Here is a 22,895-nt window from a genome sequence, read left to right as displayed (position 1 = left end):
AAATGTATTTGGAGAAGCAAGCAGCTCATGATAAAATTTTGTTTATGGAAAAAATTAAAACAAGGAGGTTCATGCTTTTGAATCAGCATAACCCATTCCCATATGCAACAGATAATAAAAGATATCATACATGGAACTATCATTTAAGAAATGAATTTGGCCATAAAGTTTTCAAAATTGCCTTAGATGGAGGATTTGATTGCCCAAATCGGGACGGCACTGTCGCCCACGGAGGATGTACGTTTTGCAGTGCTGCTGGTTCTGGAGATTTTGCAGGCAATAAAGCAGATAGTTTAGAAAAACAATTTCACGATATAAAAAATAAAATGCATACAAAATGGAAAGATGGGAAGTATATGGCTTATTTCCAAGCTTTCACCAATACACATGCACCTGTTGATATACTGCGGGAGAAATACGAAACAGTTTTAAAACAAGAAAATGTTGTCGGCCTTTCTATTGCTACTCGACCAGACTGTCTGCCAGATGATGTAGTAGAATATTTAGCAGAACTAAACGAGCGTACTTATTTATGGGTAGAACTAGGTTTGCAAACCGTACATGAAAAAACAGGAGAATTGATTAATAGAGCCCATGATTTTGCATGTTATGTCGAAGGAGTCAATAAACTAAGAAAACATAATATTCGTGTATGCTCTCATATCATCAATGGCCTTCCCCAAGAAACAAATGAAATGATGATGGAATCTGCCCGCGCTGTCAGCAAATTAGATGTTCAAGGGATTAAAATACATTTACTGCATTTATTAAAAGGAACGCCAATGGTAAAACAATATGAAAAAGGTTTGCTTGAATTTTTATCAATGGATGATTATGTATCCTTAGTATGTGATCAATTGGAGATTTTGCCGCCAGAAATGATTATTCATCGCATTACAGGGGATGGCCCCATTGAATTAATGGTTGGACCTATGTGGAGTGTAAATAAGTGGGAAGTATTAAACAGCATCGACAGGGAATTAAAAAGAAGAAATAGCTGGCAAGGAAAATATTATCAAACACAAAAGCAGGTAATGGCATGAAATTAGAGCGTATTCTTCCCTTTGCAAGAAGTTTACTCAGCAATTGTGTCCAAAATGGAGATATTGCTATCGATGCAACAATGGGAAATGGTCATGATACCTTGTTTTTGGCAAAGCTTGTGGGCCATTCAGGAAAAGTCTTTAGTTTTGACATCCAACAAGATGCTCTTATTGCTACAGAGAAAAAATTGGCAGAAAACAATCTTAAAAATATTGTGCACACTTTTTTATGTGGACATGAACGAATTAAACCTGTTATTCCAACTAGTTGCCACGGCAAAGTTACAGGCGCAATATTTAATTTAGGATACTTGCCTGGCGGTGATAAATCAATTGTCACCACCTCAACAACAACGATTGCAGCCATCGAGCAACTGCTAGAAATATTAGCACCCGAAGGCATAATTGTTCTCGTTATTTATCATGGACATCCTGAAGGGCAACAAGAACGAGATGCATTATTACAATACGTAAAATCAATTGATCAACAAACAGCTCACGTACTCGAGTATCGATTTATTAATCAAATGAATAATCCGCCATTTATTATTGCCATTGAAAAAAGATAAAGTGAAACTTCAATCAATAGGGGATTTCTTTATCCCTATTGATTGGAATTTTACATACATAAGCAAAAAGAGGAAACAGCAGTCAACTTACTTTATCATCGCTCTCATAATGCTTGCAGGCACCATTTTTTGAAATTTGCGGTACACTCGCCCATTTAGATAAAAGAAATAGCCAATTGGTCCAGATGTTTTTATCATACTTTTAGCTAATTTGCGAATATTTTGCTGTTTATTTACTTTTTCATCTGATAAATAAACACCTAATAATCCCCGATTTATTAATTTATGAAATTTTTGATGAGGAAGTTTGTTTGTATGCTTATCTGCTTCTTGAACAAAATGCTTTAAACGATTAAAAAGTTGCTTTTCATCCTCATAATAAAAACAAAAGTTAAGGTCTCCTCCTATACGGTCTTCCTCTTGATCAATAAAATAATCCAATAATATATGCAAACCTTGAATATATGGAAAATAACCATCTCGAATTGCTAAAGCATAAGAGGGATCAAAATCTTTTCTTAGCGCATAAGAAACTAAACAAAAAATCCCCAATGTAGAACCAGAACAAGCAGAAAATTCATACCACTCCATTTCTGGTATTAAATGTTTATTCTCATCAAACCAATTTTGTAATCTAGGAATTCTTTCTTCCACTATCACATGCTTATGAATCTGCAGATCGCAATAATAGCGGCAAAGTTCTAATAAATACGCTTTAATATGTACATAATTATCCATCTTCTGAAGCATTTCGCGACATGTTTTTGCCAAATCATGCAAATAGCCGCCATCGTTTTGATCTTCACGGAAACGATAATAATTAGACGGCTCGGCATCAACCGTTAAAGCATGTTTCATTGATTCATGCAATGCTGCAAAGTCATTAGGATCAAGAGATGTGCTTCGATCACATAAATTATCTAAATAATCGCTGATTGTTTGATATGCCACAATAAATTTAATTGCATCTTGATAGTTTTCTTGGGCAATCAAAGCCATTATCGAACCGCCCTCGCAATGAAAAGTCTTTTGCTCTATGCTTGTTAGGGCTTGTTTTCTCAATTCTGGATTTGGAATTGCCCTGGCTCTATCTGTCCAATATTGCAATTCCTTATGCACTGCAGGAAAAACTTTTATATATACTTTTGACATTAATGATAGTGGCATAACTGGTACTGACATATTTAAAACCTCACTTATACAATATAGCCAACAGATTTTAACTGACTTATAATAAAATCCTTTGCGTATTCAAAAATTTCTTCTCTTTCAGGCTCATTAAAAATCTCATGATAGCATTCTGGCCATTCTTTATATCTCTTTTCCGATAATGGTATCATATTAAACCAAGTTTTCACCATTTTTTTATCTACCACTAGATCTCCACCACCTTGCATTAACAATAATGGAATATCCTGTGTTTTTGTCACATCGGTGAATGCTTGTTTTATTGCAACAATTAACTCCCTATACCATCTAACAGAAACCTTTGTTACATATAATGTATCGTTGCAATCCATTTCTCGTATTGCTTCATTTCTTGTAGCCAAATCTATTGTTAATCCTGAATTCATTCGTAATTTTGGTGCAATTTTATTTAATAAAACAGATAATGCCCCTAAAAATTTAGAAGGATAATTCATCAAACCTAAACAAGGAGAAGATAAAATCAACCCAGCAATTTTTAATTTTTCTTGCTGCAAGAGTCGTATAGATGCTAAACCCCCTAGACTATGTCCAAGCAAAAAAACCGGCAACTCAAATTGATAGGCTGCTTGAATCCAATCCTTAATTTCTATTGTATACTCGTCAAAAGAATCAACATGTCCTCTTTTCGATCTTGTTGTCATTCCTTGACCTGGAAGATCTCCCATTAATACATGAAAACCGGATAAACGAAACGTTTCAATCAGCCAACCATATCTTCGATGATGCTCCATAGCACCATGAACTATTACAATGACTGCCTTCGCTTCACCTTCAGCTTCCCATTTCCACATCAAAGTCCCCCCTAATCCACAACCTATGCTTTTATTATGTAGCAGGTTTATTACTTTATCAAATATTTATGTATAATCAATTAATTCTCGTATACGCTAATTTGCATCGTTGCTTCTAAATATTTCATTACAAATCATTTACTATCATGCCACTATTCTCCTTAGTCACCTTAGTTTTTTAAGGGAATTTAAAGGATTATCCTTTATATTGAAAATTCTTAAGTAGTGTTTCCATCAAGCTTATAAATTATAGCAAAATTAATGAGAAGATATCATCCTGCTTACGGTTTAATTTTTGTACACTTAAGAGAATTTTTTTAGAAGGGAGACTGTATGTTTAAATAAATGGAATATGGAAATAGAAAACTATTATTAACTCTTAAACTTTTTAAAAATTTACCGATATAAAACTATACTTACTAATTAGGTGAAATTATGGAGACAAACGGAATCATCTTATATTCAATTATAGGTTTATTATTCCTTATATTTTTAATGATTGGCAAAAAAGTATCCTTGCTAATAAAAACTTTTTTGTTTTCTTCTCTTGTTGCAATGACAGCACTAGGCGTTTATCTTCTTCATTTTAAAAACAAGGAGGAAATAGCCTTTGCCAAAGAAATTACAGAACAGGCGACAAAAACTATCTCGGCATTAGCGAAAAAGAAAATAGAAACGGTAAAAGCAAGTGTAAAGCTAGATGCTCCCGTTATCAGCCAATTGCCTGAGCTTCCTCGAGGCTGTGAAGTAACAAGTCTTGCCATGCTGCTTCAGTATGCAGGAATTGATGCAGATAAAATGACACTGGCCAAAGAAATCACAAAAGATACGACTCCTTATGAAAAGAAAAACGGCAAAATATATTATGGAAATCCAAATGATGGCTTTATCGGGGATATGTATTCCTTAGAAGGACCTGGCCTTGGAGTTTATCACAAACCAATAGCAAAATTAGCAAATAACTATCTGCCAGATAGGGTGGTAGATTTAACTGGATCTGATTTTGAAGATTTAAAAACAGTGCTTTCTGATGACCGCCCTGTTTGGATAATTACTACTTCGACATTTCAAAAGTTGTCAGATGATAATTTCAGAACATGGGTTACACCAAGTGGCACTATTAAAATCACGTATTCCGAACATTCTGTTTTAGTAACAGGTTATGATAAAGACTATGTTTATTTTAATGACCCACTGACTAATGAAAAAAATAAAAAGGCACCCATACAAACTTTTATAGACGCATGGGTGCAAATGGGAAGTCAAGCTATTACGTATACTAATTCCTAACAGCTTGTACTTTTCTCCCTCTTAAATATTCCTCTTCAAAGGAATATTTTTTTTCTATATAAATGCTGTGCCATACCATAAACATAAGGACAGTCCAGATTTTACGGCTGTTATCCGCTTTTCCTTGACAATGGTCCTCTAATAGCTGCAAAATAACATGTTTATTAAAAAGATGATCTGTATTGCTTTCTTTAATAATGTTTTTCGCCCATTCATTCATCTCATCTTTCAGCCAATGGCGAATCGGAACTGGGAATCCTAATTTCTTGCGGTTTAGAACATGTTCTGGAACAAATGATTCTGCTGCTTTGCGAAGAATATATTTAGTCGTGCCATTTGCTGTTTTTAAACTTGTCGGAATTTTTGAAGCCACATCAAAAACAGCTTTGTCCAAAAATGGTACACGTAATTCCAGAGAATGTGCCATTGTCATTTTATCTGCTTTTAATAAAATATCGCCTCTCATCCATGTATGAATATCAATAAATTGCATTCTATCTACTGGATCATACCCTTTACTTTCTTCATAAAGCGGTTTTGTGATATTTGTATAATGCAGACCATTATTGTAGCTTGCCAATAAATAACGCTTTTCTTCTTCAGTAAACATTTTGGCATTTCCAATATAGCGTTCTTCCATCGGAGTTACACCACGCTCGATAAAGCTTTTTCCTTTGACTCCATCAGGAAGCATTCTAGCAATCGAACGCAATAATGATTGTCCAGCTTTCGGTATTTTGTTAAATACTTCTAATGATTGAGGCTCACGATAAATATTATATCCGCCGAATAACTCATCTGCCCCTTCACCGGAAAGCACAACTGTCACATGTTTCCGTGCTTCTCTTGCAACAAAATACAACGGCACACAAGCTGGATCTGCTAATGGATCATCCATATGCCACATGATTTTTGGTATCTCTTTCATATATTCTTCAGGAGAGATGACATAGCTGATATTTTCTAATCCTAATTTTTCCGCTGTTTCTTTTGCCACATCTATTTCGCTGAAGCCATTGTGCTCAAAACCGACAGAGAATGTTTTGATGTTTGGATGAAATTCTTTTGCGATACTCGCAATAACAGAAGAGTCGATTCCTCCTGAAAGGAACGAACCAACAGGTACATCGCTTCGCATATGCATTTTAACACTATCGAATAAAACATCCTTAATTTCTTTAACAAATTCATCTTCAGATTTATTGACAGGTTGAAATGATGCTCTCCAATAGCGTTTGATTTCCATCGCGGAACCAAGTTTTTTAGTAAAATAATGCCCAGGCTCTAGTTTTTTAATGCCTTTTGACATTGTTTCCGGTTCAGGCACAAATTGATAAGTTAAATAATGTTGGAGAGATTCATAGTTTAATACATCATTTTCAAGTGCCATTAAAATACTTTTCTTTTCTGAAGCAAATAAAGTTTTTTCCTCATCCTCTAGATAAAAGAATGGTTTAATTCCAAATGGATCACGAGCTCCATATAAAGTTTGTTCTTGTTTATCCCAAATGACAAAACCGAACATTCCTCTTAAACTTTCTACAGCTTTTTCCTTTTTATGGCTGTATAATGCAATAATTACTTCCGTATCTGAATTTGTTTGGAAGGTTAACCCTTCTTTTTCTAACTCTGCTCTTAGTTCTAAATAATTGTAAACTTCTCCATTAAAAATAATCCAATAACGCTCATTCTCGTATGTTAAAGGCTGATGCCCGCTCTCAATATCAATAATGCTTAATCTTCTAAATCCAAACTGTATATGATCATCAAAATAATACCCCTCATCATCAGGACCCCGATGGGTAATAATTCGATTCATTTTCTCAAATTGCTCTTTTTGTGCTTCTTGAAAGTTTTGTGCCTTATCATGAACGCAGCCTACAAAACCACACATACTGCTCACCTTCTCCATTCTTTTCTTATAGCCTTTAAATTAAGGATTTCTCCTGTTTTTTTGCTCTGTCAATTAAATCATTCTGTTGATCTTTTGTTCATTCATGCAAAAAAAAACAACCATATTCTTATCAACAAAATCACTAACAGCCTAGATAGAAAAACTTTTTTAGTTATTTCCATATGTCAGACAGCGCCAATATATATTTGTAATTATGCTGTCTTAGTTTACTATTGTATCATAAATTAATCAGCATACCTATTAGACGAAAAATAAAATAAGGCGTTACATGATTTTTTTATTGCTTTGTATTTTTTTATTTTCTTCCAGTTTTTTTCGCAAACTTGCTAAAATAGTTCTATTTTCTCAATAAAAATCCAACTTATAAATCTTGCCCCAAAAACCATATCAGGATAAATGGATCAAAAGAAAAAAGAGCATCTAAAAAATCAAAGTTCGATTCTTCAGAATAGCTCTTTTTCTATTTATCACCAATTCTTTTCAAAACATTTTGCGATTTTTATTTGCCTGCTACAGCATTTTTAATCGTTTCTGCTTTATCTGTGCGCTCCCAAGGCAAATCAAGATCACTGCGCCCAAAATGGCCATATGCTGCCGTTTGCTTATAAATTGGGCGGCGCAAATCTAACATATTAATAATCCCTGCTGGGCGAAGATCAAAGTTTTCGCGAACAGCTTCCACTAATACCTCTTCGGAAACAGTTCCCGTGCCAAACGTATCAATAGCAATAGATACAGGCTGGGCTACACCGATCGCATAGGCAAGCTGAACTTCCACTTTATCCGCTAGTTTTGCAGCAACAATATTTTTTGCTACATAACGGGCAGCATACGCAGCAGAACGGTCTACTTTTGTAGGGTCCTTCCCTGAAAAAGCTCCTCCCCCGTGACGGGCATAACCACCGTATGTATCAACAATGATTTTGCGTCCTGTTAAACCAGCATCTCCCTGTGGTCCGCCGATAACAAAACGTCCTGTCGGATTAATAAAATATTTTGTATTTTCATCTATTAATTCCTTTGGAACAACTTTATTAATAACGTATTCTTTTATATTGCGCTGAATTTGCTCTAATGTAACTTCCGGATGATGCTGTGTGCTAATAACAATTGTATCGATGCGAACAGGTTTATCATTCTCATCATATTCTACTGTTACTTGTGTTTTTCCATCTGGACGAAGGTATGGAAGAATTTCCTCTTTTCGCACTTCAGCTAATCTTCTAGACAATTTATGCGCTAATGATATAGGCAATGGCATAAAATCTTTCGTTTCATTGCAAGCAAAACCGAACATCAAACCTTGGTCTCCTGCACCAATTGCTTCAATTTCTTCGTCAGTCATTTTCCCTTCACGTGCTTCTAGAGCCTGATCTACCCCTAATGCAATATCTGCAGACTGCTCATCAATTGATGTTAATACCGCACTAGTTTCTGCATCAAAACCATACTTTGCACGAGTATACCCTATTTCTCTGACTGTTTCTCGTACAATTTTTGGGATATCCACATATGTAGATGTTGTAATTTCTCCTGCAACCAATACTAACCCAGTTGTAACAGATGTTTCTGCAGCTACACGAGCATTTGCATCCTTTGCCAGAATAGCGTCTAAAATAGCATCTGAAATTTGGTCACATATTTTATCTGGATGACCTTCCGTTACCGATTCAGAAGTGAACAAGCGACGTTTTGTTGACATCTGATTTCCTCCTTATTTATTGAAAAATAAAAGCGAGGTCATTAGTTTGGAGAATCCTTCCCTGCAAACCTCTGGTTGATACGGTACTCATTCCCTAGATAGTATGAAGTAAATATAGCGTTTTTATCCGAAAAGCTTTTGAGTTGCCATTAACGACAAAGCTTAAAAAAAACACATATAGAAATTATACATTTATAAAGAAAAGTTTATTAGAAAATAATACAAAAAACCTTTTCATTAAGTGAAAAGGTCAAAGTAATTGATTCCAAAACCTTTCACTCTTATCGTTCAAGAACATATATGTCCTTGCTTCAGGTTAGCACCTTTCCTAAGAGAATGTCCGCTACTTCTCAAATAAACAATCGAAAAGTTCCAGGCTAATTTCTTCACATAGTAGGTTGCTGGGTTTCATCGGGCCAGTCCCTCCACCAGCTCAGGATAAGAGAGTATCCGTTCAAATTAACATGATAGCTTAATTATTTAAGTGATGTCAATGGTTTTAGCTTGAATATTTTAATTTGTTGAATTTAATGCAATCAATCGATAAAGAATCGTCGTTTTTCCTTCTTCCCATTCTAATTTTTCTATTGTTGCAGTACCAATTAATTCCCCTGCTATTGTTTTTTTCACTTCAAGAGGAATATGCATTGGATAAAGACGATACTCATTTTTTTGCAGCCGGAAAAAATTTTCCTCAACTCTTTGTTCTTTTCCCTTTGTCACAATCATTGTATTTAATTCTAATGGCATTCCCATTCATTATTACTCCCTTTCATCCTTTTTTCCCAGCAGCTAATAACAGAAAAGCAGCTTTTATTAAACAGCATTATCATAATAATAATCCAAAACATTCTCTAATTATTCTTATTCTATTTATATAGAGCGTAGCACACCTATTAAGGTAAAGTGAAACTTGAATCAGTAGGGGGCAAACATTGCTAAATAGGGATAAACCTCTGACTGCTTTTACAATAAATGAGCTTTTTCCATCTATTAAGTTATTTCTTTTATTTTAACAGTTTTCCTGTTTGTTTTTTCATCCATTGTGTTAAATTCACAACAACTTGTCGATTTATTTCCGGAGGGAAATAATGAGTATATTCTGGAAAATACCATGTTTCAACTTCTTTTCCTACTTCTTTGAGCCTGTTTTCTAATTGATAGCTATGCTCTATTGATACGTTCTTATCTTGCATTCCATGAATAATTAAAGTTGGACTGCTCATCTTTTCAAGAAAAAAAAGAGGAGTTCTCTTCCGATATTCCTCTGGATACTTATTTGGCGTTCCTCCAATGACTCTTTTCATCATTCTACGCAAATCTTTCCGCTCTTGATAAGTTAGAAACATATTGCTTACTCCTCCCCATGTAACAATGGAAGCAGCTGGACAATTCACTCCAACCATCAACGCCATGACCCCACCCCTTGAAAATCCAAATACATGCACTTGATTTACTTTTGGGTGTTTTTTTAATAAAGAGAATGCAGAGATTGCATCTTGCTGATCCTCTCCAGCAAAGTCTTCATTTCCTTCTCCTCCTTGATTGCCACGATAAAATGGAGCAAATACAATAAACCCTTCTGAAGCGAATTGTACAATTCTCCCTGGTCTAACTTTCCCTACATTTTTAATGCCGCCTCTTAAATAAAGAAAGCCATCATATGTTTTAGAATCATCTTTCGGCTCTGCCAAAAGCCCTTTTACTTTTAACCCAGATGCATAATAAGTAACAATATATAATTCTATTGCAGGATTAGGGGATGGAAATCGTGTCTTTTCAAAAATCTCTCCACTTGTCAAAATTCACACCTCATTCTTTTCCGCTGATAACTATCGTATTAATAATATAGATTTCAATCTATTCCCCATTATTTCGTATAAACTAAACATTCTGTGACAAAAGTTGTTCCTTTACATGTTTCAAACATAAATCCATCACCAAATCCTTCATAATATAGCTAAACATTTCCTGCCTTCGTTCCTCTATCTGCGATTCCGTTACAAAAAAGGGGCCATCTGTTTCTAAATAATCTACTTTTTTTATTAGTTGGTCTATCTGAGCAAAATATACCGCTTTACAAAAAGACTTGTTCTTCTCAAAAACTTCATATTGAGCAACCCAATGTAATTCTTTGATTAAAGCACCTGTTTCTTCATACACTTCCCTTTTGGCGGCGGCTTCTATACACTCCCCTTCTTCCAACTTTCCACCTGGAAATTCCAATCCTCTTTTTTTATGTTTCGTTAACAGCCATTGTCCCTCTTTATAGCAAATCACAATAACATGTTTTGCTTCTTGGTTAAATTCATTGCTAGAAAATGAAAAATGCACTTTTGAACCTAAGTAGTCATAAAATAATTCCATCTTTTAAACACCTTTTTCAGTATGTTGATATCTTTTCCATTGTGCAGCTCTTTCACTTCATTTCATAAATAAAAAAATTGATGTAGCCAATTTTAAAAAAACGGGTATAATACACCTGATGGGGAATAGTTCTTATGTATAAGATAGTATCACGTCAGATTTCTCCAACAGATGCCGTATGAAATCATAACAGCAGAAATCGAAAAAACATTGCATCCTTTTATTTATTATTGCTAATATAACATGTTACAATAAATTAAAACGGTTACATACCAAAAAACCTAAACTTTAGGAAGCAAACCTACGTGGAGGTAATAATTATAATGAAATTAGTAGACGAGCTTTACAACTTATATAAAAATAAATTAACTGGCGATGAAGAAGATATTGATATGCTTGCCTTTGCTTTTTTAGAAGAAATGTCTAAAGAAGATTTGCTACATATTATTCAAGAATTAAATGAGCAGGAGCTATATGACTTAATGGGGTTATATTTAATTGAAAGCTTAAAAGGTAAATTTGCTAAAGACGATTATCGAAGACAAGATAATCATGTTTTTTCCCCACGCAATTTGCATTAATAAAAAATGATTTGCTTATCTTTTTCATCAAATAAATCAGACTGTCGTCAACCTTTGTTTCAGCCTGATTTATTTGCGTTTTTTTACTAAGGAATTGTAAAAAGAATAATGGATGATTTCAGATTACTTTTAGGAGAAAAAATGATCGTAAATATTTTTTCCAATTAAAATGATAGAAACAACTACAAATAATAATTTTACATAAGAAGATCCTTTTTTTATTGCAACTTTCGATCCAATGTAAGCTCCTAGCACCATAGCAATTCCCATAGGTATTCCATATTGGAAATAAACGGAATCATAAAATAAAAATACAGCTAATGCGGTTAAATTGCTTCCGAAATTTAATATTTTTGCATTGCCTGCAGATTCTACAAAATCAAAACCCATTAATAAAAAAGCAAATAGAAAAAAAGAGCCTGTACCACCACCTAAAAATCCATCATAAAAGCCTATAATCAGCGTGATAGCAACTGCAAATATTCCTTTTTTAACGGTCATTCCCTTAAAAGTAGAGGTTAATCCCCATTCCTTTTTTGTTAATGTATAAATGGTTACGATAATTAAGATTACTAAAATAAGGGGCTTTAGCTTTTCTGAAGGAATTTTTTGTACAACATAGACACCAATTGCCGAACCAATAATAGATAAAGGGAGGAGCTTTAGCATTAGCGCTTTATTAATTTTCCCATGACGAAGAAAAGAAATAGAACTTGTTAAGGATCCCATCGTGGACGCTAATTTATTCGTTCCTAACGCTACTTGTGGAGGTAAACCTGTAAACAATAGAGCTGGCAACGAAATTAATCCGCCTCCTCCTACAACTGAATCAATAAATGCTGCAATAAATCCTGCAATAATCAAAAAAAACATCATTCCAATATGTATGTCTTCAAACATGCTGATTCTCCAATCTTTTTATTCTACTCATACTTTATCATATTAAGAAATCGTTTAATATTTTCTTTTTAAGGGAACTTTAGAAACAATACAAAATAGTTCACGAATGATTTATTTTCACCTATAATGATACACAGAAATGAGCCTTTCTTATTGCAAAACCGCCCCTTAGTGTTTATTTCTCATTAATGGGCTTTTACCCGCCTGAAGAAGATAAGCGGAAATGAGAAATTTAGGTGGGTAGAACCTTGCTGAGTAAAACCTCGATAGAAAGAACTCAGACTGTAGTATCCCTGTCCTGTAGCAATGTCTGTGTACCTAATGCTTCAGGAAGCAATGAGCGGGGGAATTGGTTATTGATTGAAGTTTCACCTTATAGGCTATTTTCTTCCAAACACAATCCATTTGTTTTATAAAGAGGATGATAATAAAGAAAGGAAAAACGATTGTTTTAGAGGACTAACTTGCATGCATATTTATTCTATTTTATTTAGCACCATTTTTTTGCTTAACATTATCTTTGCATTTCTTGTCATCTTTTTAGAAAGAAGAGATGCAGGTGCTACCTGGGCTTGGATTATGGTATTAACCTTTATTCCTATCTTAGGTTTTATTCTTTATTTACTTTTTGGGCAAAACTTAAGAAAGCGAAAAATGTTCCAATGGGAAGAGAGAAAAAAATTAGGAATTGAACAAATACTCGCTTCCCAATTACTTCAAATAAGCTCCAATCAACTGCGCACTACCAACGAAGTGATAAAAAAAAATCAAGACCTTATTTATATGAATTTATTTAATAATGATGCTGTATTAACAGAAAACAATAAGGTTGATATTTATACAGATGGAAATGAAAAATTCAGCCAATTGCTTGCCGATATTAATCAAGCAAAAAAATCCATTCACTTGCAATACTATATTTTTAAAAATGATGGAATTGGATCCAAACTAATAAATGCATTAGAGAAAAAAGCAGCAGAAGGTCTGGAAGTTCGTCTTCTTTATGATGAACTTGGTTCTAGAACGTTACGGAAAAAAGCTTTTAAAAAGTTAAAAGCAGCTGGCGGACAAGTAGCTGTTTTTTTCCCAAGCAAATTGCATTTGATTAATTTCCGCCTCAACTACCGCAATCATCGAAAACTGGCTATTATTGATGGCTATATTGGCTATATTGGCGGATTTAATGTAGGCGATGAATACTTAGGATTAAATGCAAAGTTTGGCTATTGGAGAGACACCCATTTGCGCATTATTGGGACAGCTGTTTACGCAATACAAACCAGGTTTATTCTAGATTGGAATCAAGCAGCACCTCATCATGAAATAAGCTATTCTCCAGATTATTTCCCTGGCAAAATCGAGGAAATAATAGGAAATATAGGATTGCAGATTGTATCAAGCGGACCTGACTCAGAATGGGAACAAATAAAAAACGGCTATATAAAAATGATTACATCAGCCAAAGAATCTGTTTTTATTCAGACACCTTATTTTATCCCAGATGCCAGTTTGCTTGATACATTAAGAATTGCCGCATTATCAGGAATTGATGTGAAAATTATGATTCCTAACAAACCAGACCATATGTTTGTTTATTGGGCAACCTATTCCTATATTGGGGAAATGCTAAAGGCGGGGGCAAAGGTATATATTTATGAAAATGGCTTTATTCATGCCAAAACATTAATGGTGGATCGGCAAATCACTTCTGTAGGGACTGCCAATATTGATATGCGCAGTTTCCGCTTAAACTTTGAGGTAAATGCCTTTATTTACAGCAAACAGATTGCAGATATCCTAACAGATGGATTTTTAGAAGATATGAGGTTGTCTACACAGCTTACTTTAGAGAAATATTCTAAAAGATCCTTATACATTCGATTTAAAGAGTCTTTTTCTCGTTTATTAGCACCAATTTTATAAAAGTTTTCAAACAAAAAATGGACAAATTAATGTCCATTTTTTGTTATTAAGCAAATACTTCTCTTAAATCCTCTTTTGACTGCGTTAGCCAAAATTTCATTAATTTTTTTGCTCCTTCAAGGTCATGCAGTTTCGCTTGCCCGCATTGCTTCTCATTTGCTGCTGGAATTTCTGTAATCTCTATCGCCGTTTTCATTGTATCTTCTAACAAATCAATAATTTCATCCACAGTTGGCTCACCGCTTACAACTAAATAATAGCCTGTTTGACAACCCATTGGAGAAATATCAATAATATCAAAATGATTATATTTTTCGGCATGTTCGCGAATATTAAATGCTAATAGATGCTCTAGCGTATGAATAACATCTGGCTTCATTGCCTGCTTATTTGGTTGGCAGAAACGAATATCAAACTTATTGACAACCCCATCACTTCCTACCTTATGAACACCACAGTGTCTAACATATGGTGCTTTAACCGCATTATGATCTAAATCAAAACTTTCAACTGAAGGCATTTATAACACTCCTTTTTCTTACAATAATTTATTTCTGTTTAACAAGTAGGCCTACATGAAGTGAATAGTCAACTATGTTAAGGATCCTATTTAAGTTCATTCAAATAAGATCCTCCACCTAAAAAATTTCAAACAAACTATTCTTCAGCAACTTCTGTGAATCCATCTTCTAAAGGACTGCGGCTGCAATCAACTAGAAATACATCACTCATTGTACTTTATTATAACTGAAATTCCGAGTAAATACATCAATTTAATGTTATTATATACGCTCTTTTTCAGCTGGTGCATATGTATAAAGAGACTTCCTTTTTTAAAGAAATTATCTTATGCTATACTAGTTAATCCATAGACTAATATCAAAAGCTTTTATAAGCAGAGTGAAAGGAATAAACCATGCAAAAACTATTTATTTTTATCATTCGTTTTTATCAAAAAATCATTTCTCCCCTTACACCGCCTTCCTGCCGGTTCTATCCAACTTGTTCTTCCTATGGATTAGAAGCGATAAAAAGATATGGTGCTTTTAAAGGTGGCTACTTAACGATAAAAAGAATTCTAAAATGCCACCCCTTTCACCCAGGAGGCATTGATCCTGTGCCAAAGGAGTGGCCATGTAAAAAACATCATCATTCTTAAACTTATTTTTCTGTTTCGTATCCATCTACTACTAAATCTAGTTTTCCTGTTTTCGGATCGATGACTAGTCCGTGCACAGGCACTCCAGCAGGTAATAGGGGATGCTTTTTAATCATACCTACACTATGCTCTACACTTTCCGATACAGAACTGAATCCAGTCAGCCAAGATTTTAAATCAACACCTGTATTTTCAATAGTACTTAGTGTTGCTTCTGTAATTCCTCTGTCTTTCATTTTTGCCATCATATCCCCTGCATTTAATGCACTCATACCACAATCATGATGGCCGATAACCATTACCTCATCGGCTTTTAATTCGTATACCGCAACAAGGATGCTCCGCATAATACTTCCTAGAGGGTGAACGACAATAGCCCCTGCATTTTTTATAATCTTCACATCACCGTTTGCTAAATTTAATGCTTGCGGCAAAAGCTCAAGCAAACGAGTATCCATACATGTTAAAATAACCATTTTCTTATTTGGAAATTTTGTTGTAATATAACGCTCATACTTCTTTTCACTTACAAATTCTTCATTAAATGATAAAACATCTTGCAATGTACTCATAAATAACTCAATCCCTTCTTAACTAGTGCTTGTTTTCTAATCCCCTTATATGAAAAACAACCCTTCTTTATAGTAAAAAAAAAATTGATAATACACAACTTTGAAATAGCTTACAAAAAAAAAATTTCTTAATTTTATAATGGCAAGTGTTATCTTGTATTCATCATTTACAATATAACCAGCTCTTTTTTCTAATTTAGGAAAAGTCTACATATTTATTTCATGTCCTGATAATACTAGTTTTTAGGCATATTACTAGCGAAGGGACGATAAAAATGGATCATCTTGTTATTGCAAGGAGCATGTTTGGCACGACAATGGGCTTTCATATTATTTTTGCCACCATTGGTGTTGGGCTTCCACTTATGATGCTGACAGCAGAAATATTGTATCAAAAAACAAAGGATTTAGATTATGTGATTATGGCAAAAAGATGGACGAAAACATTTGGCATTTTGCTCGGAGTCGGCATACCAACTGGGACCATTGCCGGTCTGCAGCTTTCCTTATTATGGCCTGGATTTATGGAAGTCATCGGGAAAGTAATGGCACTGCCTTTTCAAATTGAGATTTATGCTTTTTTTGTTGAAGCATTATTTATGTCTATTTATGTTTATGCCTCTGAAAGAATTCCTCCATGGGCAAGAATTTCTAGCTTAATATTGGTAGCAATTGGCGCACTTGCATCTGCTGTGTTAATTACCAATGTCCATGCATTTGAAGGTACGCCACAAGGTTTTCGCATGAACGGCCATGAAATTACGGATGTTGATCCCTGGAAGGCTTTTTTCAATCCAACTTTTTTTGTATCCGCAGGGCATGTAGCAATGAGCGCCTATACAACTGGAGCTTTTGTAGTAGCAAGTGTATCTGCATTCAAAATGATGAAAAACCCATTTGGCACTCGCGTTTTTCAATTTCATCAAAAGGCTTTAATTCTTAGTCTAATTGTTGGGGGGATTTTTTCTTTTTTAACCGCTCTAAATGGGCATGAATCAGCCCAAAAACTTTACGAATACCAGCCAGAAAAATTAGCTGCAGCCGAAGGGCTATTTGAAACACAATCTCATGCCCCACTTGCAATTGGTGGTTTTACAGATAAAGAGAATAGAGAATTAAAAGGAGCCATTGAAATTCCCTGGGCACTAAGCTTTTTAGCTGGAAACAGCTTTGATACAGTTGTCACAGGTCTTAATGATTTCCCCGAAGAATACTGGCCGCCATTATATGTACATACTCTTTTTAATGCAATGGTTGGCATCGGCTCTTTCTTAATTTTATTAGCTTTTGGAACGCTTGCTTGGCATTTTCTTTTAAAAAAGAAACATTTCCCAAAATTTTTAATGTGGATTTTTGTTTTCTCTGGACCTTTAGCGCTAGTGAGCATTGAATGCGGATGGATTTTCGCTTGTACTGGCAGACAGCCTTGGACCATTTATAGAACTTTATCTACTGCAGATTCTGTCACCACTTCAGGAAATTTAGGTTTACTTTTTGTATTATTTCTAATTGTATACGCTATACTAGCTATTTCCGTTTCCTTTGTATTGATTTATTATTTCCGAAAAAATACTGTATTAAAGGACTTAAATGCGGCAAAAGAAAAGGAAATCCCTCTTTTTGGATCAAATAGTTAAGGAGTGTTATGTATGACAGATTCATTATTAGCGATTACGGTTCTGTGGGGATTTGTATTCATCTATGCTATTATGGCCACCATGGACTTTGGCGCTGGATTTTGGTCCATGGTATATATTAATAAAGAGAAAACCAAAGCCACTAATATCGCCAATCGCTATTTATCGCCAACATGGGAAGTAACGAATACATTTATCGTAGCCATTGTTGTTGCTGTATACAGCATGTTTCCAACCGCTGCCTATACACTTGGCACTGTTTTATTAATACCTGGCAGTGCTATTCTTTTGCTTTTGTCTATCCGAAGTGCTTTTTTAGTTTTTTCTAATATCGCTCATGAATATCGCAAACCATTAACTTATATTTCTGGAATAACAGGAATGCTGATACCTGGGATATTATTAAGCGTACTGCCAATCACACATGGGGGATATGTTGATTTTCACGAAGGAAAACAATCTCTCAACTTAGTTGGATTATTTACAAGTGGAAATGAATATGCATTTTTCACCTTTGCTTTAAGCAGCACCTTATTTTTATCTTCTCTTTTATTAGCAGACTATTCGAATGTATCTGCTGAAAAAGAAGCATATCGTGTGTATAGACGAGATGCTATTTTTCTTGGACCCATCTCTCTTTTAACAGCTGTTTTTATTATGATTACACTAAAGCAAGATGCCAATTGGATTTACAATAAAATGATGGATGATCTCTTTTTGCTTATAACCTCTCTATTCTTTTTTCTGCTTGGAGGAATAGCCTTGTTTCTGCCTTCTCGAAAAAAACCAGGGGTTAAAGGAATGCCAAGACTGGCAATTATCTCCATCACCATTCAATATTTATTAGCAAGTTATGTATATGGAAAAGCACATCTTCCTTATATCGTTTATCCAGAAGTAACCATTACTTCTGCCTTTACAGATCCAAAATCTTTCCATGCTTTATTTGCAACTTATATAGTTGGATTTATTATCTTATTTCCTGGTTTTTATTTTTTCTGGAAGTTATTTATGCATGATAAAAAATACTTACAGTCACAGCCAACAAAAAAATGACTTGTTATTTCTTTTAAAGCCAGCAAAAACAAAAAACAATCTAGGTAAAGCCTTCCATGCTTGTAGTTGCATTTTATCTGTATTATTTTTGGAGTTATTATCCATACTAATAAAGAATTATTCTTTCTCAGACAATACTCTTGTCAGAATAATTCTTTATTAACGAATGAATAGTTTATAGACTGCATTAAATGAATGAGGAGATGGTTTTTTATGGCAAAAGATGTTCTTTGTGAAGTGAAAAATTGTTCTTTTTGGGAACAGGGAAATCAATGTGGCGCAGATCAAATTTATGTGGTAAGTCATATTGGCAAACATGCGGATACTAGCAAAGAGACAGATTGCAAAACATTTGAACCAAGCTTATCCTAATGAAGGAAAATTCGCTTTAGATTACGGAAAAAAGGACTATTCTTCAAGAAGATTAGCTAATAAAAGGGCTGTCTCCTTAAAGGAGCAGTCCTTTTTATCACGCTTAATGGGCTTTTGACCCACACTTTATCTATCTAATCGAACTAAATCCCAATCTGGATGATTTCCATAAATAATCAGGTCTTTTAAAATTTCAGCCCCAAACATGCTATATACAGTGCCATTTCCTCCATAGCCTAAACAATAAAAAATATTCTTTTTTTCTGGATGCTCCCCAATATAAGGCATGCCATCATCTGATTCTCCAAATGTAGCCCCGTACACATAATCTGCTTCTACTTGATAACCTGGAAAATGATCTTTTATTCTCTTTAACAAGTTGTCCCCATATCGTGCCAATATTTCAGGGTCTGATGGGGCCTCTACTTGATCCTCATCTAAACCCCCTGCAACAATTCGGCCATCAAAAGTTGTCCTCATATAAAAATAAGGTCGTTTCGTTTCCCAGATAAGGCATTGATCTTTCCACATGGAGAATTCAGGAAGAGGAGAAGTAGCTATTGCATATGTACGATTCAGTTCGCCTCCTTCTTTTTTCGCGAAATTTATGCCTTCATAACCAGTAGAATAGATTACCTTCTTCGCATATATTACACCATTATCACTTGTAAATTTCCAATATCCATTATGGAATCCTTCTTCTGTTACTTTTGTATGTTCAAATACTTGGACATTTTTTTGATGCGCTTCTTTAATCAATTCCCTCACAAACATTTGGGGATTAATTTCTGCATCACCAGTTGTCAAGATAGCTGCCGGCTTTTTAAAGCCATATATTTTTTCTATCTCTTCTTCTATTAAATATTCTGCATCAAATCCATGTTTTTTTAACAGATTATACTCTTTTTGCAATTTTTCCACATCATTCTTATCTGTTGCATAATATAGACTTTTTCTTGATTGAAATTGCACATCTGAGTCAAGTGATTCTGCAACAGCCTGCAGCTTTTTCATTGCTTCATAGCATAATTTGTAAAAACGCACTGCTTTTTCTTCTCCTATACTTTCTGCAAATTCATGAAGCATTTTATCGTTTGCATACTGAAGCAAACCTGTATTTGCTGAAGAACTGCCAGTTGATACCTTCCTTTTATCAACCAGAATGATATCTAAAGATTCATCTGCCAACAAGTAAGAGCAAAGAGCCCCTGACATTCCTCCTCCAATAACTAAGCAATCACAGATTACTTCTTTATTTAAAATAGGATACTCTGGAACTTCCAGATTTGCTAATGTAGTCGGCCAATATAAGGAACCTTTATATAAATCCATAATCCAACCCTCCACTATTTAAGCAATTTGATCTAATTTAGGAAATATCTAGTTTCTCAGCTTCCTGCGCAATATTTTTTTGGATGCATTTCTTGGAATTTCAGAAAGAAAATAGACTTTTTTAGGCACTTTATATCTTGCCAGTTTTTGCTTGCAGATATTCAAAATCGTTTCCTCTGTTAGCAACACATTATGTTCTTTTACCACAAAAGCAACTGGGACCTCGCCCCACTCTTCATTTTTTTCTCCTACTACCCCTGCATCTATTATTCCGTTTATGGCAGTAAGCACTCCCTCTACTTCAGCAGGGTAAATATTCTCTCCTCCTGAAATAATGAGATCTGTTCGTCTATCTAGTACAAAAAGAAATCCTTCTGAGTCTATATACCCGATATCTCCTGTATGAAACCAGCCATCCATTGAGCTTTTGCCCTTATTTAAGTATCCTTGTGATACATTTGGTCCATATACAGCAATTTCACCAGGAATATTTGCAGAAGTTTCATTTCCTTTATCATCAATGATTTTTATTTGGGCAGGAAATAATGCCTTGCCGCAAGATCCAATTTTTGTTGTACTGTATTCTGGAGCTAAGGTTACTATTTGTGACGAAGTTTCTGTCATGCCATAGGAATAATACACAGGGATTCCTTTGTCCATGCATCTATTTAATAAATCTAAAGAAGCAGGTCCCCCTCCAAGGAGCATACAGCGAAAAGTCGAGGGTAAGCTTTTCTCTACAGCAGATTCAATTTTGTGCAGCATCGTAGTGACAACAGACATGATGCTTATTTTTTCTTTTTCTATAGCTCTTAATATCTTATCTACTTCAAAATGATCATGGAGCACCAATTTTATCCCATACACGATGCTTCTAATTAATATTGAATATCCGCTAATATGGAATAGTGGTACTGCACATAACCATGCATCTTTTTCATGCAAGCCAAGATTTAAGACACTGCCCATCGTACTCCACCAATGGTTTCCATATGTTTGAATAACGCCTTTTGGAAATCCAGTTGTTCCAGATGTATACATAATGGTACAAGTATCCGCTAAATGGATTATCTTTTTTTCAATGGGCTCTGTATAAGAAGTTGCATCTTGTTTGCCCATTATATTTAATGCTGGCATTTGCCCCCTTATCTGTTTACAAACTAAATCAAATACTGGTTCTGTTACAAGAAACCCAACACGAGCGTCATTCAGTTGATAGACTAATTCATCTACTGTTAATCGATTATTTAATAACACAGCCTTTGCACCAATAATCTGTAAGGCCAGCAAAGAAATAACCGTATATAGATCACTTTTCACCAAAAAGCCAACATAAGCTTTATCCGTTACACCACTCGCTGTCAACACACCTGCTCTGTAATAAGCCTCTTCGTATAACTCTTTAAAAGTTAAACGTTTATCCTTAAAAACGATTGCTACTCTATTCGGAGTTAACATTGCTCTATTTTTTAAAAAATTAGGAAGTATATTTGGATTCAATTTTCTCACCTTTTTAATAAATAAAGGTGGCATAGTTAGCCGACACTTTTTAGAAGCAGCAAAACCTGCTTCTTTTTCGCATCTGAACATACTAAAGCCACCTATTATCATTTGTTTTTTTAATAATCTTGCTTATTAAGGAAAACGAGGGAATTGCCCAAAATCCGGTTTGCGTTTTTCTTTAAATGAATCTCTGCCTTCTTTTGCTTCATCTGTTGTATAATACAACAATGTTGCATCCCCTGCAAACTGCTGAATCCCTGCTAAACCATCTGTATCTGCATTAAATGCAGCTTTTAGGAAACGTAATGCAGTCGGACTTTTTTCAAGGATTTCCTCACACCATTTAATCGTTTCTTCTTCTACTTGATCCAATGGAACTACTGTATTGACTAATCCCATATCCAATGCTTCTTCGGCATTATATTGTCTGCATAAAAACCAAATTTCGCGAGCTTTTTTATGACCAACAATACGTGCTAAATATCCAGAACCATATCCGGCATCAAAGCTTCCTACATTTGGTCCTGTCTGTCCAAATACAGCATTATCTGCAGCAATCGTTAAATCACAAACAATATGCAAAACATGTCCTCCACCAATTGCATAGCCTTTAACCATCGCAATTACCGGCTTTGGAATCACACGAATTAGACGTTGTAAATCTAAAACATTCAAACGAGGAATTTGGTCATCACCAACATATCCGCCATGACCTCTCACCTTTTGGTCGCCACCGGAACAAAATGCTTTATCTCCTGCACCTGTTAATACGATAACCCCAACATTGCTGTCATCTCTTGCTCTTGCAAATGCATCGATTAATTCACTTACCGTTTTCGGCGTAAAAGCATTATGTACATGAGGTCTATTTATCGTAATTTTTGCAATACCATTATATGTTTCATATAAAATTTCATCATATTGGCGTACTGCTACCCATTCTACAGCCATCTTTATTTCCTCCTTTTTCCTTT

The 22,895-nt window shown here is 34.7% G+C and carries 22 protein-coding genes and 1 riboswitch; of the genes, 9 read left to right on the top strand and 13 right to left on the bottom strand.

From position 1 onward, the window contains the following. Positions 1–77: 77 nt before the first annotated feature. Together CWS01_RS18320 and CWS01_RS18315 are read left to right on the top strand one after the other, a co-directional pair. Positions 78–1,043 carry a TIGR01212 family radical SAM protein gene (locus tag CWS01_RS18320; protein ID WP_101178663.1) on the top strand — a complete coding sequence of 322 codons (966 nt, stop codon included), beginning with the start codon at positions 78–80 and terminating at the stop codon, positions 1,041–1,043. Beyond that, positions 1,040–1,612: a class I SAM-dependent methyltransferase gene (locus CWS01_RS18315; protein ID WP_101178648.1), complete on the top strand. Its 573-nt coding sequence runs from the start codon at positions 1,040–1,042 to the stop codon at positions 1,610–1,612. The genes CWS01_RS18320 and CWS01_RS18315 overlap by 4 nt, the downstream gene beginning before the upstream one ends. Positions 1,613–1,699: 87 nt before the next feature. Here CWS01_RS18315 and CWS01_RS18310 read toward each other — a convergent pair whose 3' ends face one another. Together CWS01_RS18310 and CWS01_RS18305 are read right to left on the bottom strand one after the other, a co-directional pair. After that, positions 1,700–2,794, bottom strand: a complete 1,095-nt coding sequence (locus CWS01_RS18310) for a tetraprenyl-beta-curcumene synthase family protein (protein WP_101178647.1) — start codon at positions 2,792–2,794, stop codon at positions 1,700–1,702. Positions 2,795–2,808: 14 nt separating this feature from the next. Continuing rightward, entirely contained in the window at positions 2,809–3,612 is an 804-nt protein-coding gene (locus CWS01_RS18305; protein ID WP_101178646.1) for an alpha/beta hydrolase, read from the bottom strand. A gap of 435 nt (positions 3,613–4,047) precedes the next feature. On the opposite strand from CWS01_RS18305, the gene CWS01_RS18300 reads away from it, so the two are divergent. Beyond that, on the top strand, positions 4,048–4,902 hold the full coding sequence (locus tag CWS01_RS18300; RefSeq protein ID WP_101178645.1) for a C39 family peptidase: 855 nt from the start codon (positions 4,048–4,050) through the stop codon (positions 4,900–4,902). Here the strand turns inward: CWS01_RS18300 and asnB are convergent. The 5 genes from asnB to ytkD form a co-directional block, all read right to left on the bottom strand. Next, entirely contained in the window at positions 4,892–6,796 is a 1,905-nt protein-coding gene (gene asnB, locus CWS01_RS18295; protein ID WP_101178644.1) for an asparagine synthase (glutamine-hydrolyzing), read from the bottom strand. The genes CWS01_RS18300 and asnB overlap by 11 nt on opposite strands. 520 nt (positions 6,797–7,316) lie before the next feature. Continuing rightward, on the bottom strand, positions 7,317–8,519 hold the full coding sequence (gene metK, locus CWS01_RS18290; protein WP_101178643.1) for a methionine adenosyltransferase: 1,203 nt from the start codon (positions 8,517–8,519) through the stop codon (positions 7,317–7,319). A 278-nt stretch (positions 8,520–8,797) separates the two neighbouring features. Next, a riboswitch (SAM riboswitch) is annotated at positions 8,798–8,964 on the bottom strand. 68 nt (positions 8,965–9,032) lie between these two features. Beyond that, positions 9,033–9,275, bottom strand: a complete 243-nt coding sequence (locus tag CWS01_RS18285; RefSeq protein WP_101178642.1) for a DUF2584 domain-containing protein — start codon at positions 9,273–9,275, stop codon at positions 9,033–9,035. A gap of 251 nt (positions 9,276–9,526) precedes the next feature. Then, positions 9,527–10,321, bottom strand: a complete 795-nt coding sequence (locus tag CWS01_RS18280) for an alpha/beta hydrolase family protein (RefSeq protein WP_101178641.1) — start codon at positions 10,319–10,321, stop codon at positions 9,527–9,529. A gap of 82 nt (positions 10,322–10,403) precedes the next feature. Then, entirely contained in the window at positions 10,404–10,886 is a 483-nt protein-coding gene (gene ytkD, locus CWS01_RS18275; RefSeq protein WP_101178640.1) for an RNA deprotection pyrophosphohydrolase, read from the bottom strand. Between the two features lie 323 nt (positions 10,887–11,209). Here ytkD and CWS01_RS18270 point away from each other — a divergent pair, with 323 nt between their 5' ends. Next, the gene (locus CWS01_RS18270; protein ID WP_101178639.1) at positions 11,210–11,467 is read left to right on the top strand and encodes a DUF6154 family protein; all 258 of its coding nucleotides are present in this window, start codon (positions 11,210–11,212) and stop codon (positions 11,465–11,467) included. A 129-nt stretch (positions 11,468–11,596) separates the two neighbouring features. Here the strand turns inward: CWS01_RS18270 and CWS01_RS18265 are convergent, their stop codons facing one another. Continuing rightward, entirely contained in the window at positions 11,597–12,367 is a 771-nt protein-coding gene (locus CWS01_RS18265; RefSeq protein WP_101178638.1) for a sulfite exporter TauE/SafE family protein, read from the bottom strand. Positions 12,368–12,835: 468 nt separating this feature from the next. On the opposite strand from CWS01_RS18265, the gene cls reads away from it, so the two are divergent. Continuing rightward, complete coding sequence (gene cls / locus CWS01_RS18260; RefSeq protein ID WP_101178662.1) at positions 12,836–14,290, top strand: cardiolipin synthase; 1,455 nt, start codon at positions 12,836–12,838, stop codon at positions 14,288–14,290. Positions 14,291–14,336: 46 nt separating this feature from the next. On the opposite strand, the gene CWS01_RS18255 is transcribed toward cls, so the two are convergent. Beyond that, positions 14,337–14,810 carry an S-ribosylhomocysteine lyase gene (locus CWS01_RS18255; protein WP_101178637.1) on the bottom strand — a complete coding sequence of 158 codons (474 nt, stop codon included), beginning with the start codon at positions 14,808–14,810 and terminating at the stop codon, positions 14,337–14,339. 396 nt (positions 14,811–15,206) lie between these two features. On the opposite strand from CWS01_RS18255, the gene yidD reads away from it, so the two are divergent. After that, entirely contained in the window at positions 15,207–15,449 is a 243-nt protein-coding gene (gene yidD / locus CWS01_RS18250; protein WP_101178636.1) for a membrane protein insertion efficiency factor YidD, read from the top strand. Positions 15,450–15,451: 2 nt separating this feature from the next. Here yidD and CWS01_RS18245 read toward each other — a convergent pair whose 3' ends face one another. After that, the gene (locus CWS01_RS18245) at positions 15,452–16,021 is read right to left on the bottom strand and encodes a beta-class carbonic anhydrase (RefSeq protein ID WP_101178635.1); all 570 of its coding nucleotides are present in this window, start codon (positions 16,019–16,021) and stop codon (positions 15,452–15,454) included. 275 nt (positions 16,022–16,296) lie between these two features. Here CWS01_RS18245 and CWS01_RS18240 point away from each other — a divergent pair, with 275 nt between their 5' ends. The 3 genes from CWS01_RS18240 to CWS01_RS18230 all read left to right on the top strand — a co-directional run bounded on the left by CWS01_RS18240 (position 16,297) and on the right by CWS01_RS18230 (position 19,086). After that, entirely contained in the window at positions 16,297–17,658 is a 1,362-nt protein-coding gene (locus CWS01_RS18240) for a cytochrome ubiquinol oxidase subunit I (RefSeq protein WP_101178634.1), read from the top strand. A gap of 12 nt (positions 17,659–17,670) precedes the next feature. Next, positions 17,671–18,714: a cytochrome d ubiquinol oxidase subunit II gene (locus CWS01_RS18235; RefSeq protein ID WP_101178633.1), complete on the top strand. Its 1,044-nt coding sequence runs from the start codon at positions 17,671–17,673 to the stop codon at positions 18,712–18,714. 213 nt (positions 18,715–18,927) lie between these two features. Beyond that, complete coding sequence (locus CWS01_RS18230; RefSeq protein WP_101178632.1) at positions 18,928–19,086, top strand: DUF1540 domain-containing protein; 159 nt, start codon at positions 18,928–18,930, stop codon at positions 19,084–19,086. Positions 19,087–19,212: 126 nt separating this feature from the next. On the opposite strand, the gene CWS01_RS18225 is transcribed toward CWS01_RS18230, so the two are convergent. From CWS01_RS18225 to menB, 3 genes are read right to left on the bottom strand one after another with little or no spacing between them, the layout of a single operon-like run. Next, positions 19,213–20,418, bottom strand: coding sequence for an NAD(P)/FAD-dependent oxidoreductase (locus CWS01_RS18225; RefSeq protein WP_101178631.1), 1,206 nt, complete (start codon positions 20,416–20,418; stop codon positions 19,213–19,215). A gap of 48 nt (positions 20,419–20,466) precedes the next feature. Further along, positions 20,467–22,008, bottom strand: a complete 1,542-nt coding sequence (locus tag CWS01_RS18220; RefSeq protein WP_328588933.1) for an o-succinylbenzoate--CoA ligase — start codon at positions 22,006–22,008, stop codon at positions 20,467–20,469. A 45-nt stretch (positions 22,009–22,053) separates the two neighbouring features. Next, a complete protein-coding gene (gene menB / locus CWS01_RS18215) occupies positions 22,054–22,872 on the bottom strand; it encodes a 1,4-dihydroxy-2-naphthoyl-CoA synthase (protein WP_101178630.1) in 819 nt (272 codons plus the stop codon). Between the last annotated feature and the right edge of the window lie 23 nt (positions 22,873–22,895).

It is taken from the genome of Niallia nealsonii (assembly GCF_002835805.1).
GTDB classification, from domain to species: Bacteria; Bacillota; Bacilli; order Bacillales; family Cytobacillaceae; genus Niallia; species Niallia nealsonii.
The sequence above is the reverse complement of the archived record's forward strand: the minus strand, read 5'-3'. Positions and strand labels throughout refer to the sequence as shown.